Genomic DNA, 13,676 nt, shown 5'->3' on the forward strand with positions numbered 1-13,676 from the left:
ATTTTATTGGTGGTTCCGTGGGGCGCGCTCAATACGTCCTTTAACTTGGCCGCTGAGCACCATACTTTGTTCGATGTTGTTAAACACACCACCTTCAGTGGAGTTCAGGATCGACATTCCTTGCTCAAGGGTAATTGGACGATCGGTTTCAATAATGTCATCGTTAATAAGCACTTTGAAATAGCTTGAGCTAGCCAACATTCTTAAGGTAGCTGGCTGTGATGCAGTCGCCTCTTGAGCTGGGCGAAAGATGCTAGCGTTATCGTATAAATCTAGGATGGTGAGGTCGCCGTCGAGATGTCCTGTATCCGACTTTACAGTTACAGGCGCTTTCTCAGCTTGGAATAGGCGCATGCGCGGCGTCAGAATATCGATAGAAGCATCGTCATCATAGTGAGTGACTTTAACGCCCAACACTCGGTATTTGGTATTGCCTAATTCATTTAGGGCAGATAGTGCACCATCTTTGATGGTGTAGTCAGGCTCATGCAGACGCACGCGTTCTAGGGGGGATTTTTCTGGTGGAGTATTTTTTTGGACCAGCCAAAAAGTTGCCAGCGTGAGTACTCCCATTAATATCAAGGGTAGTAGGCGCAACAAAGCGCGCCCGATGCCGACCTTAATTTGCTGAGGCTTTAACTGCATTGCTTAGCTACGAGCCTTAAGAAGTAATTCTTCGTAGCGATTCTGGGCTTTGAGAATCAGGTCACATACTTCACGCACTGCACTATTACCGCCATTGCGTGTCGTCACCAAGTGGGAAAATTCTTGAACAGCTTCGTGACCTTGTGCTGGGCAAATACGAAAGCCTGCATTTTTCATCATTTGCATGTCTGGCCAATCGTCACCCATAACAGCGCAGTCAGCCGCAGTCAGCCCCAGAGATTGAAGAACTTCTTTCAGGGCAATAGCTTTGTTTTCAACACCCATGTGAACATGTTTAATGCCAAGCTCTTCGCAGCGCGCCAAAACCATTTTGGAGTTTCTGCCGGTAATGATGGCAGTCGGAATGCCGCATTGCTCTAATAATTTGATGCCTAAACCATCTTGAATATCAAAAGCTTTTAACGATTCTTTTCCATCGGCGCCAATCCATACTTGCCCATTTGTTAATACACCATCAACATCCAATACCAAAAGCTTCACTTTGCCTGCACGCTCCCATGCTTGTGGATATTGAGTTAGAGGGTTGGTCTTGTGAGTATTGAAAGCGCTGGGCATGAAAGGGAAACTCGATTACTAATGGAGGTTAAATGACTTTGGCTGCAAATAAATCATGTAGATTTAATGCGCCTAATAAATGGCCTTGGTTATCTGTTACCACTAAATGATTGATGCGATGTTTCTCCATCATCTCGATCGCTTCTTCAGCAAGTAACTCTGCTGGAATGGTGCGAGGATCGGCAGTGGTTGCACTCTCGAGTTTGATGCCGCTCAGGTCAGTAGTTTTTTCTAGAAGGCGACGCAAGTCGCCATCAGTCAATATGCCAAATACTTTTTTGTTGGCATCTAGGATTACCACCATACCCATACGCTTTGAGGTCATCTCTAACAAGGCATCTTGTAGTGATGCATCAATGGAGATTTTTGGTGTGTCTGCAAGGCTGCGCATTACTTCACTGACATGCATCAATTGCTTACGACCTAGTCTGCCGCCGGGATGTGAGCGAATAAAGTCTTCAGCTTCAAAGCCGCGTGCATCTAGTAAGGCGACAGCAAGTGCATCGCCCATGGCTAGTGCTGCAGTAGTGCTGGTAGTGGGCGCTAGATTTAAAGGGCAAGCCTCTTTTTCAACACTGGTATCTAAATGCGCGTCTGCCAATTTGGCAAGGGAGGAATTTGGAGCGCCAGTGAGGGCAATGAGTTTTGCGCCAGTGCGTTTCACGATTGGCACGATAGTCAAAAGCTCATCGGTCTCGCCGGAATTAGAAAGTGCGACAAAAACATCATCTCTAGTAACCATGCCTAAGTCACCATGGCTGGCTTCAGCGGGGTGAACAAAAAATGCAGGGGAGCCTGTGGAAGCAAAAGTAGCGGCAATTTTGCGAGCAATATGGCCCGATTTGCCGATTCCAGAAACGACGATTCTGCCTTTGCAGTCATGTAAAAGTTCAACCGCCAGGACGAGGGCATCAGCATTGGCGCCCTCAAGGCGATCACGCATAGTTTGCAGTGCAGCAGCCTCAATAGTGAGGGTGTCGCGCGCAAGCTTTAGGGTACGTTCACGAGTCTTAGCTATCATCGAGTAAGTATATGCCGTCAGTCCTTCAATTAACCCTCATTCTCCTGGCCTCGGGTGTGGCCGGAGTGGTTATTTTCCGCTATTTTGGCTTACCCCCCATTTTGGGCTATTTGGCCATTGGCGTGCTGATTGGGCCCAATGCCTTGGGCTTGGCGAATGATTCAGCCACAGTGAAGTATTTGGCTGAATTTGGCGTGGTTTTCTTGATGTTCTCGATTGGTTTGGAATTTAACCTGCATAAATTAAGGGCAATGCGATCGATCGTATTTGGTCTTGGTGGCAGCCAAGTCATTTTGACAATGCTTTTAGCAATCCCCGCCAGTTTGCTAATGAATTGGATTTATCCCATCTCATGGCATGCTGCGATCGCTTTGGGTGGTGCGCTGGCAATGTCATCCACCGCAATTGTGACCAAATTGATTTCTGATCGCGCTGAATTAGAGACAGAGCATGGTCGCAATGTCGTGGGTATTTTGTTATTCCAGGATTTGGCCGTGGTCTTCCTGTTGATCTTATTGCCATCACTTGGAAAAAATCCATCGGATTTATTTGTTGCGCTCACTGCGGCCTCAATCAAAATTACCGTTGCTTTGGTGTTAATTTTCTTTATTGGCCAAAGCTTGATGAGTCATTGGTTTAAGTTGGTTGCTAAGTTGCGCTCACAAGAGTTGTTCATGCTCAATCTGTTGTTGATTGTTTTGGGTATGGCAGCGCTTACTGAGCACTTTGGCTTGTCGCTGGCGCTTGGTGCGTTCTTGGCTGGCATGTTGATTTCTGAAACGCCTTATCGCCATCAAGTGGAAGAGGATATCAAGCCGTTTCGCGATGTTTTACTCGGCCTCTTCTTTGTGACGATTGGCATGTTGCTGGATTTCAACGTGATTCGTGAGCAGTGGTTGTTGGTTTTGGTTTTACTGGTTGGTCCGCTCATCTTCAAGTTTGCTCTTATTGCTTTGTTATCACGGGGCTTTGGCTCCAGTCCTGGAATCTCGATTAGAACCGGACTGTGCTTAGCTCAGGCGGGTGAATTCGGCTTTGTGTTGTTGAATCAAATTGATGGCTTAGATTTAATTGATCCCATTTTGAGCCAAGCAGTATTGGCAGCGATGCTGATCTCCATGTTCTGTGCGCCGTTCCTCATTGAATATAGCGATCGCATTGCGATGCGTTTCTCCAGTAACGAATGGTTGTTGCAATCGCTTGCATTAACTCGTGTCGCCTCTAAAAGTGTTCGTAATGAAAACCACGTGGTCATTTGTGGTTTTGGTCGCTCAGGTCAAAGTTTGGCGCGCATGCTTGATCAAGAAAAAATTCCATACATTGCCTTGGATTTAGATCCTGATCGCGTTAAAGAAGCTGCGGCTGCTGGCGACAATGTAGTTTATGGCGATGCAAGTCGTGAAAACTATTTAGTAGCCGCAGGTCTTGCAAGAGCAAAAGCAGTTGTCATTACTTATGCCGATACCGCAGCAAGTATGCGAGTGTTGCGTCAGGTAGAGCGCTTACGTCCTGGTATGACGGTATTGGTGCGGACTAGAGATGATGCAGATATCGCTAAGTTGCAGGCAGCTGGAGCTACTGAGGTCGTGCCCGAACTTATTGAAGGTAGCTTAATGATCGCCTCCCATGTTTTATTGATCATGGGCGTGCCAATGCGTAAGGTAGTGCGACGCATCACGACAGCAAGGGAAGAGCGTTATAGCTTGCTGAGGGGCTACTTCCGTGGATCTGCGGACGATGACTTTGGTTCCAATGAATCTTGGCGTTTACATGCCATTACCCTGTTACCCAATTCAAAAGCGATTAGTAAAACTTTAGGCGAGCTTGATCTGGAGAAAGAGGGCGTCAATATTCAGGCAGTGCGTCGCAAAGGTCGAAACGCAGATTATGTGAAGTTGGATCCTACTCCCGATCTCAAGCTTGAGGCTAATGACATTTTGGTGATCTCAGGCAATTCAGAGGCAACCGATTTGGCTGAAGCTAAATTACTCTGAGATCAATCTAATAGCGCTGCGCACTATTATTGCTTTACTTACTTTTCTTTTTACCGGCTACAGGAGTAGGCGTTTTGCGAGTTAGCAAAGGCGCTAAGTAGTGACCTGTAAAACTCAATTCATTTTTCGCTACGTCTTCTGGTGTGCCAGTAGCAATGATTTGCCCACCACCGGCGCCGCCCTTAGGCCCTAAGTCAATAATCCAATCCGCAGTCTTAATCACATCAAGGTTGTGCTCAATGATGACAATCGTATTGCCTTGTTTTTTGAGTGTTTGAATCACAGTTAGCAACAACTGAATATCGTGGAAATGCAAACCAGTAGTTGGCTCGTCCAAGATGTATAAGGTTCTGCCGGTGTCACGTTTGGAGAGTTCAAGAGAGAGTTTTACGCGTTGCGCTTCACCGCCGGATAGGGTGGTTGCGCTTTGTCCAAGCTTCACGTAGCCCAGGCCTACGTCCAGTAATGTTTTAAGTTTGCGCTTAACAACGGGCACCGCTTCAAAGAACTCATGGGCTTGTTCGATTGTCATCGAGAGTACTTCATGAATATTCTTACCCTTGTAGCGAATATCTAAAGTCTCACGGTTGTAGCGCTTGCCGTGACAAACATCGCAAGGTACGTAGACGTCTGGCAAGAAGTGCATTTCTACTTTGAGTACGCCATCGCCTTCACAAGAATCACAGCGCCCACCTTTAACGTTAAAGGAGAAGCGACCCGCTTCATAGCCCCGTTCACGTGATGCAGGAACGCCTGCAAAGAGTTCTCTAATCGGGGTAAATAGTCCCGTGTAGGTAGCAGGGTTGGAGCGCGGCGTTCTACCAATCGGGGATTGGTCAACGCTAATGACTTTATCGAAGTGCTCTAAACCCTTCATTGCATCGTGTACTGCAGGCTCTGCATTGGAGCCATACAGGTGTTGAGCAACGGCATGATGCAAGGTGTCGTTAATTAAGGTGGACTTACCAGACCCAGATACACCAGTAACGCAAGTTAACAAACCAACGGGGATTTTTGCATGAACAGATTGCAAGTTATTGCCGCGCGCACCAATGATTTCTAAAAAGCGATCATTTACAGGAATACGTTTTTCTGGAACCGCAATTGCTTCGCGGCCGGCAAGGTAGGCACCAGTTAAGGAATTCGGGTTTGCTTCTACTTCGGCAGGCGTGCCTTGAGCTACCACCTCACCACCATGAACACCAGCACCAGGACCGATATCAATAACCCAGTCAGAGGCGCGAATCATATCCTCATCATGTTCAACGACTAAAACGCTATTACCTAAATCTCGCAGGTGCTTCAGGGTGCCAATCAGGCGATCGTTATCGCGTTGATGCAGGCCAATTGAAGGTTCGTCCAATACATACATCACCCCCGTTAAGCCAGAGCCAATCTGGCTTGCTAGGCGAATACGTTGGGCTTCACCGCCAGAAAGAGTGTCGGCACTACGCTCGAGTGAAAGGTAGTCTAGGCCTACATCATTTAAGAAGCGTAGACGTGCGCCAATCTCTTTGACGATCTTGTCAGCGATTTCTCGTTTAGCGCCTTTGAGTTCGAGTGTCTCGAAATATTCTTTTGCTTCTTTTAGTGGTAGGGCGCTGATCTCGTATATCGCACGAGATTGTTTCTTCTCACCCACTTTGACAAAGCGAGCTTCTTTGCGTAAACGGCTGCCATTACATTCAGGACAAGTTTGTACATTCTGATAACGCGATAGTTCCTCGCGAACTGTCATGGAATCAGTTTCGCGATAGCGTCTTTCAAAGTTGGCAACAATGCCTTCGAAAGCATGTTCGCGAATGCTGTTCTTGCCACGCTCATTGATGTACTCGAAAGGAATAGTGACATCGCCGGAGCCCAAGAGAATCAGATCTTGCTGCTTTTTGTTTAGCGTCTCAAATGGCTTCTCCACATCAAAGCCGCCATGCTTAGCCAGGGTCTGAAGGAGTTTGAAGTAGAACTGATTGCGGCGATCCCAGCCTTTAATAGCGCCTGAAGCGAGCGATAAATCAGGGTGCGCAACGATACGCTTAGGGTCAAAGAAAGACTGGTGACCCAGGCCATCACAGGAAGGGCAGGCGCCCATCGGGTTATTAAAAGAAAAGAGACGCGGCTCTAATTCTTGCAAAGAGTATGAGCAAACTGGGCAAGCAAACTTGCTGGAGAAAATCATCTCTTTGCCAGTATCCATATCGACGATCATGGCTTTGCCATCCGCCAAACGTAGGGCTGTCTCAAAAGATTCTGCCAAACGTTGCTGAATATCGGGACGTACCTTGATGCGGTCAACCACTACTTCAATCGAATGCTTATCATTCTTTTTGAGCGCTGGTAATTGATCCACTTCAAAAATCTCGGCTTTTGCTACGTTTGCTGTACCACCACCAGAGCGCACACGAAAGCGCACAAAGCCTTGTGCCTGCAGGTCTTGAAAGAGGTCAACGAATTCACCTTTGCGTTCGCTCACTACTGGAGCCAAAATCATCAACTTCGTATCTTCAGGCATTGAGAGTACGGTATCGACCATTTGAGAAACGCTTTGTGCTTCTAAAGGTAGATCGTGGTCTGGACAATGGGGCGTGCCTGCGCGGGCAAATAACAAACGCAAGTAATCATGAATTTCAGTAACGGTACCCACGGTGGAGCGAGGGTTATGGCTGGTGGCTTTTTGTTCAATCGAAATCGCTGGTGAAAGCCCTTCAATCGTATCGACATCTGGCTTTTCCATGAGTTGCAAAAACTGGCGGGCATAAGCTGAGAGAGATTCCACGTAGCGGCGTTGACCTTCTGCATACAGCGTGTCAAAAGCCAATGAGCTTTTGCCTGAGCCAGATAAGCCAGTAAGGACGACGAGTTTCTCTCTAGGGATGTCTAGATTGATGTTTTTGAGGTTGTGGGTGCGGGCACCGCGGATCTTGATTTCGTTATTCATGATTTTTTAGCGTAACTTGTTAATATAGCTCTTTCCCATGAATCCTTCTGAACTTCGCTCCACTCTGGCCTTAGCAGGCATATTTGGCCTCCGTATGCTGGGCCTATTCTTGCTACTGCCCATCTTTAGCCTCCATGCGCGTGGCTTGCCGGGTGGTGAGCACGCACTTTGGGTCGGTTTGACTCTCGGAATCTTTAATATTGTTCAGGCCTGTTTTTACATCCCTTTAGGCCGTTTATCGGACCGAATTGGGCGTAAACCCGTTGTTTTATGGGGTCTATCCCTGTTTGTGGCTGGAGCTTTAATTTGTGCCGCCAAAGATGATTTGCTTTGGATTGCGATTGGCCGCGGGATTATGGGGGCTGGGGCCGTCTCAGCGGCGATTTCTGCATGGGTAGCGGATTTGACTCGCGAGCAGGTTCGCACTCGAGCTATGGCATTGGTAGGTGGCAGTATTGCCCTCTCGTTTGCTTTGTCTTTAGTGATTGCCGCCCCGATTTATCGAGCGATTAGTCTGAGCGGAATTTTTATCGTTCTGGCAGTGTTGGGTGTGATTGCGATGTTTGTGACTTATTACGTTTTGCCAACGAGTAAGCCTGAAGCGAAAGTGCAACAAGCTTCATTGAAAGAAGTTTTCTTTCATCCGGACTTGATGCGCTTGAATCTCGGTGTATTTGTATTACATGCAACTCAAGTTGCGATGTTCTTGGTGGTTCCTAGACTCTTGGTGCAGGCAGGATTACCACTTTCTTCACACTGGGAAATTTATCTTCCTGTAGTACTACTGTCATTTGTCTTCATGGCACCCGCCATTATCTATGGTGAAAAGAAGCAGAAGTTAAGAACCATTTTGTTAGTTGCGATTGTTTTATTGCTGGTTGCAGAATTGATTTTTACGCAAGCCAATTCAGTCATGACGATTGCAATTGCGCTACTAGTGTATTTTGTAGGCTTCAATCTACTCGAGGCCTTACAACCTTCTTTGGTGTCTCGTTTTGCTAAAGAATCCAAGGGCACTGCATTAGGTGTTTACAACACTACGCAATCCATTGGCTTGTTTTCAGGGGCGGTCATTGGGGGCTATTTGATGGATAGCCACGGTGATTTATCGGTCTTTGCCATGGGTGCAGCACTCCTCGTTTGCTGGCTTATAATTGCTTGGTCGATGGGTGAAATGCCAACGAGAGCAACAGGTTCCAAGGATGTAAGCACAACGACATAACCGCAGCTTCATTGATTAAATTAAAGCGAGCAGTTTATTTTTTAGCAGTAATAACAGTAGTATTTTTCTTCGGGAGACAACATGGCTTCGGTAAATAAGGTCATCATCGTAGGTAACGTAGGACGTGATCCAGAGACGCGTTATATGCCAAGTGGCGACGCAGTTACAAACATCTCAGTAGCAACATCTGATCGCTACAAAGACAAACAAACTAACGAAATGAAAGAAACCACAGAATGGCACCGTGTTGCATTCTTTGGCAAGCTTGCAGAAATCGCTGGTCAGTACCTCAAAAAAGGTTCGCAGGTTTATGTTGAAGGTCGTTTGCGCACACGCAAATGGACTGACGCTAGTGGCCAAGAAAAGTATTCCACAGAGATCGTTGCAGAAACAATGCAAATGCTTGGTGGCAAGCCAGTAGGTGGAAGTGGTGATGGTGGCGAGAGCTATAGCCGCTCAAAGCCGGCTGAGCAGTCTGCCCCAGCAGCATCAAACGCTGCATCATTAGGCGCAATGGACGACGATATTCCGTTTTAATAACTTCGGAATGCCTAGTAAGTAGTTTTTACTAAAAACCAGGAAAACCCCAATTAGTTATTGGGGTTTTCTTTTATGTGATCGGGATTCTTGGGTGTATGTAAATCTGACATTCACTATTGACCTTAAAATGCCCATATGAATATCAGAGGAATAAGGCAGTTAGTCTTTTTACTATGCGCGGTAGTGCTTGCGGCCATCATACCTAGCTTGTCTTATGGTGCACCCTTCTTCTTTCCGGATATGAACCCTTCCTTTGTTAAAGGAGACTCTCCCGAATGGTTGCAAGAAGGACGGGGCAATGACGGCTACCTAACAATTACTTCTGAAGTGATTCCAGTTAATACATGCACGCAGATGGCTAGTCGTAGTTTCTGGGGATCGGATAAAACTCAGCTTGTTCTATCGGTTGTTACCTATGGGTTTAAGAGCAAGCTTGATAAAGTAGACATTCCAATTGGGACTTTTGATGGCAGGGATAGCGGCTCTGAGTGCTCTTCTCTGAGCACTACACCATTGCAGATAGTGCCAATCACCAGTCTTGGTGCTTACTCAGTATTTAATCCAGGAAATCTATCTTTGGTCCTGAATGTCAGAAGCTCGAATGATTCAAATCAAGACTTTGTAGGTTCTGCAAAATTACTTCTTGGCGCCGCAGCAATGGTTGCCACAGGTGGATCAGCAGCGGCGATTGGGGGTATTTCAGCAACCATTGGTAATTCAGTGATGAGCGATACCCAGAAGAAAGCCAATAGCCTTTTGCAGGGAATGATTGATGCAAAAGTGCCCGTGACATTTAGCTGGTCAGAGTTGCGTCGAGGAATTAGCGCAGTGCAAATCCCTGTATATAAGGTTGATCAAAGCGTAAGTAGTCTGACGGATAAACAAATTCAGCAACTACAAAAAGATCCTAAAGCAGATAAGCAATTAATGTTCACAGTAAAGTTAGAAGTTCAATACTTTAGAAGTATCTTCTATCCAACAGTGGCAAATATTGAGGATTTGGCTAGCCGTGAAAACCTGTCTTCAGACTATATTTTAAATTTCCAGGTGCCTGGTTCTAGTCAAAACTTTATGCAACTCTTAAATAGTTCAGCGCCAAGTCTTTTGCAGCAAGTGACAAAAGTGGAGGGGGCCGATCTCACTCGCGCCTGCTCCATTGCCTTATCGAAATTGAAGTCAGCAGGTCTTGATGACGTTGACAGTGCAATTGTGATGAAGTCATTTATTGATGAGGCAAAAGGCTATGTAGGCTGGTACTTGAACCCAGCTTTAGTAAATAGCTGCTTTTCTCAGGCCCCAAGTATTCATACAAATCTGGAAAAGATATATGGCAAGCCCGCACAAGTAAGCATCCAGACTACGACGCCTTAAGTTTTGACTTATTGACGTGCGTGTCGAATATTTTCTGGCCAAGGGGAGTTGTAGTCAGTACGGAATGGATTGATATCTAAACCGCCGCGTCTTGTGTAGCGCGCATAGACAGAAAGTTTCTCTGGTTTGCACTGATGCTTGATATCAGTAAAGATGGTTTCCACGCAATGCTCGTGGAACTCACCCAACTGCCTAAAGCCAATGAGGTAGCGTAATAAACCCTCTTCCAAAATTGGACGTCCTTGATAACGAATCTGTACGCTCGCCCAGTCTGGCTGGCCAGTAACGGGACAGTTGGATTTCAATAGATGCGAAACCAAGCATTGTTCAATAGGGCCAAAGGATTCATTAACACCCAGTAGGCTTGGGTCTGCTGGTAGGTTTGGATCAATCTCAATATCGAGCCGATCCATCAAAATGCCACCCATTTCTCGCATTCCCTTTTTAGAGACCACTTCTGTTGGGTTAATGCGGGTGGTGATCTTGCTGCCAGCAACTGCAGATAAATCTGTAATGAGGCGCTCTTTAACTTCATTCTCATCTTCAAAGCGTGCGCTGTTAAGGCTGTTGAGATAAAGCTTGAAAGATTTAGACTCAATCATGTTCGGTGAGTCTGCAGGAATCTGAAACTCCGCCAAAGCAATCTGCGGTTTACCTTTTTGATTAAGCCAGCTCAGCTCAAAGGCGTTCCATAGATCAACACCAACAAAGGGTAGGGCTTGATCTTCTTTAAGGCCCAACTTCTTTCTGTTCTCAGATCTGGGGATGGGAAACAGCACACTCGGATCATATTGATCTGGGTATTGCGTTGATTGTCCGAGGGGTAAGGTTGCCATTACAGTATTTCACTTACTTCTTAGGTTTATTTGATACGCCAGATACCACGTGGCCTGTAGGTGCAACAGAGGCTGCTGATTGGCAATGACCAGTTTGATCATCAAAGAAAAAGTCTGGTTCGAATTCTCGTAAGAACTCGCTCTTTGAGAGGCCGCCTAAGAACATTGCTTCATCCACATCAATACCCCACGCCATCAGTGTACGAATAGCTCGTTCATGGGCAGGTGCAGAGCGTGCTGTAACTAATGCGGTACGAATGCGCATACCGTTTTCACTAGTGGAGCGTTGCAGTCTGTGTAGGGCTTCTAGCAAAGGTTTGAATGGGCCGGGAGGCAAGGGAATATCGACCTTCTTGCTTTCGTGATCCACAAAGGCTTCAAGACCTTTTTTCTGGAAGACTTGTTCGGCTTCATCGGAGAAAAGAACTGCGTCTCCGTCAAATGCGATGCGGATTTCATTAGGATGAGACTCAGCGGTTTTGCTGGACTCTGGATACACACGAGCGGCAGGAAAGCCTGCATCAATCGTTGCTCGCACATCATCTTCATTTGCAGACAAGAAGAGATTGGCATGTAGAGAGCGCAAATAATGATACGGAGGTCTACCTCTGGTAAATACGCCACGCTCAAGATGCAGGCCATGATGTTCGGCAGAGCGGAATACACGCAGACCACTGACTGGATCGTTGCGAGAAAGAATGACTACTTCGACACGTTGCTCACCTTCATCATTAAAAGCGAGAAGTTTCTTGACCAAGGGGAATGCCACCCCTTTTTGAGCGGCCTCACTGAGGCGCTCTAACTGCAACTTCATATAAGCGCTGTCATCGGTCGATTCGAAGATGCGATTTTCTTCTTCGAAATCAAACAGGGCGCGCGAAGAGATCGCGACGACGAGTTTTCCAGTGAGTGTGTATGACATTTGAGATTGGGCTTATTTCAGGAATAGGCGATAGGCAGGGTTATTGGTTTCATCCCAATGTGGATAGCCTAAGGTTGCCAAGAAACTCTGAAATTTCTTCTGCTCATTCTTAGGCACCTGAATACCAATCAGAATGCGGCCATAGTCAGCTCCATGATTGCGATAGTGGAACAAGCTGATATTCCAGTTAGGAGCCATGCTGGTTAAAAACTTCATCAAAGCGCCTGGTCGCTCTGGGAACTCAAAGCGATAGAGCAATTCATCTTTAGCCAGCGCTGAGTGCCCTCCAACCATATGGCGTAAATGTGATTTTGCTAGCTCATCATGCGTGAGATCAATGGTTGCAAACTTGGCTTTTCGGAAATGCTTTGCAATCGTCTCGCTATCACCGGATTTTTGTGTGCTGATACCAACAAAAATATGGGCTTCACTTTGATCACCAATGCGATAGTTAAATTCAGTCACGTTACGTTTGCCGAGTAATTCACAGAAGCGTTTAAAGGAGCCACGTTCTTCCGGAATAGTGACTGCAAACACGGCTTCGCGGAACTCACCAACATCTGCTCTCTCAGCTACAAAGCGGAGACGGCTAAAGTTCATGTTCGCCCCACATGCCACAGCCACTAGGGTTTTCTTCTTGATACGTTTTTTCTCGACATACCTCTTCATGCCTGCAATAGCGAGTGCGCCAGCGGGCTCAAGAATACTGCGGGTGTCAGTAAACACATCATTAATAGCTGCACAGATTTCATCTGTATCGACAGTGACAATCTCGTCTACTACTTTCTTGCAGATACGGAATGTTTCTTTGCCAACCAATTTCACAGCAGTGCCATCAGAGAACAAACCGACGTCTTTCATTTCAATACGTTTATTTGCTTTGAGTGACTGATTCATAGCATCTGAGTCAGAAGCTTGAACGCCGATGACTTTTGTTTTAGGGCTAACAGCTTTGATGTATTCGCCAATGCCGGAAATCAAACCACCACCACCAATAGCTACAAATATTGCATCGATGGGTTTTTCGTATTGGGTAAAAATTTCGTGGGCAATCGTTCCTTGACCTGCGATGACATCGGGATCATCAAAAGGGTGGACAAAAGTTAAGCCCCGTTTTTTGCCGAGAATCTCAGAATGTTTAAAGGCATCGCTATAGGATTCACCATGAAGGATGATTTCCACCCAGGATCCGCCTCTGGCCTTGACTGCGTCAATTTTGACGCTAGGGGTCGTAACCGGCATCACGATGACGGCTTTGCACTTCATTTTGGCTGCCGATAGGGCTACACCCTGAGCATGATTGCCTGCGGAAGCTGTAATAACTCCGCGTTTTAAGGCTTCTGGGGGTAAATGGGCCATTTTGTTGTAGGCGCCACGGAGTTTGAAGGAGAAAACCGGCTGGTTATCTTCTCTTTTGAGTAAGACCTGGTTGCCCAAACGCTTAGTTAGTTCTGGGGCGAGCTGAAGTTCGGTTTCTCTGGCTACGTCATAGACGCGAGCCGATAAAATTTTCTTTAAATAGTTCGTTGCCATCCGATGAGCGTACCACGGATGGCTCCTAAGCCCTTAGATTTGCAAGGGTTTATCCCTTTGGGGAGCAACTTTCTCGGAATC

The 13,676-nt window shown here is 46.5% G+C and carries 11 protein-coding genes; 4 read left to right on the plus strand and 7 right to left on the minus strand.

Annotation, left to right across the window (positions count from 1 at the left end; genetic code table 11):
- Positions 1-3: 3 nt before the first annotated feature.
- Genes lptC through VC188_RS00745 form a run of 3 tightly spaced genes read right to left on the minus strand, consistent with a single transcriptional unit; the run spans position 4 to position 2,242 of the window.
- Positions 4-645 (minus strand): LPS export ABC transporter periplasmic protein LptC, encoded by a 642-nt coding sequence (gene lptC / locus VC188_RS00735; RefSeq protein ID WP_216190593.1) that lies wholly within the window; start codon positions 643-645, stop codon positions 4-6.
- Positions 646-648: 3 nt separating this feature from the next.
- Positions 649-1,221: a KdsC family phosphatase gene (locus VC188_RS00740; protein ID WP_215321067.1), complete on the minus strand. Its 573-nt coding sequence runs from the start codon at positions 1,219-1,221 to the stop codon at positions 649-651.
- Positions 1,222-1,249: 28 nt separating this feature from the next.
- On the minus strand, positions 1,250-2,242 hold the full coding sequence (locus tag VC188_RS00745) for a KpsF/GutQ family sugar-phosphate isomerase (RefSeq protein WP_215321066.1): 993 nt from the start codon (positions 2,240-2,242) through the stop codon (positions 1,250-1,252).
- Positions 2,243-2,253: 11 nt separating this feature from the next.
- Here VC188_RS00745 and VC188_RS00750 point away from each other — a divergent pair, with 11 nt between their 5' ends.
- Positions 2,254-4,236 carry a monovalent cation:proton antiporter family protein gene (locus VC188_RS00750; protein ID WP_215321065.1) on the plus strand — a complete coding sequence of 661 codons (1,983 nt, stop codon included), beginning with the start codon at positions 2,254-2,256 and terminating at the stop codon, positions 4,234-4,236.
- 34 nt (positions 4,237-4,270) lie between these two features.
- Here VC188_RS00750 and uvrA read toward each other — a convergent pair whose 3' ends face one another.
- Positions 4,271-7,171, minus strand: a complete 2,901-nt coding sequence (uvrA, locus tag VC188_RS00755; RefSeq protein ID WP_323482720.1) for an excinuclease ABC subunit UvrA — start codon at positions 7,169-7,171, stop codon at positions 4,271-4,273.
- A gap of 37 nt (positions 7,172-7,208) precedes the next feature.
- Here uvrA and VC188_RS00760 point away from each other — a divergent pair, with 37 nt between their 5' ends.
- From VC188_RS00760 to VC188_RS00770, 3 genes are all read left to right on the plus strand, one after another.
- Entirely contained in the window at positions 7,209-8,393 is a 1,185-nt protein-coding gene (locus VC188_RS00760) for an MFS transporter (protein ID WP_323482721.1), read from the plus strand.
- Positions 8,394-8,474: 81 nt separating this feature from the next.
- Positions 8,475-8,930 carry a single-stranded DNA-binding protein gene (gene ssb, locus VC188_RS00765; protein WP_215321062.1) on the plus strand — a complete coding sequence of 152 codons (456 nt, stop codon included), beginning with the start codon at positions 8,475-8,477 and terminating at the stop codon, positions 8,928-8,930.
- Positions 8,931-9,068: 138 nt separating this feature from the next.
- On the plus strand, positions 9,069-10,304 hold the full coding sequence (locus VC188_RS00770) for a hypothetical protein (RefSeq protein ID WP_215321061.1): 1,236 nt from the start codon (positions 9,069-9,071) through the stop codon (positions 10,302-10,304).
- Between the two features lie 8 nt (positions 10,305-10,312).
- Here VC188_RS00770 and queF read toward each other — a convergent pair whose 3' ends face one another.
- Genes queF through ilvA form a run of 3 tightly spaced genes read right to left on the minus strand, consistent with a single transcriptional unit; the run spans position 10,313 to position 13,595 of the window.
- Positions 10,313-11,140: an NADPH-dependent 7-cyano-7-deazaguanine reductase QueF gene (gene queF, locus VC188_RS00775; protein WP_215321060.1), complete on the minus strand. Its 828-nt coding sequence runs from the start codon at positions 11,138-11,140 to the stop codon at positions 10,313-10,315.
- A gap of 13 nt (positions 11,141-11,153) precedes the next feature.
- Positions 11,154-12,062, minus strand: coding sequence for a 5'-nucleotidase (locus VC188_RS00780; protein ID WP_072582710.1), 909 nt, complete (start codon positions 12,060-12,062; stop codon positions 11,154-11,156).
- Positions 12,063-12,074: 12 nt separating this feature from the next.
- Positions 12,075-13,595, minus strand: a complete 1,521-nt coding sequence (gene ilvA / locus VC188_RS00785; RefSeq protein WP_216190589.1) for a threonine ammonia-lyase, biosynthetic — start codon at positions 13,593-13,595, stop codon at positions 12,075-12,077.
- Positions 13,596-13,676 lie beyond the last annotated feature (81 nt).

Source organism: Polynucleobacter sp. MG-28-Ekke-A2 (assembly GCF_035012985.1).
Classification (GTDB): Bacteria; Pseudomonadota; Gammaproteobacteria; order Burkholderiales; family Burkholderiaceae; genus Polynucleobacter.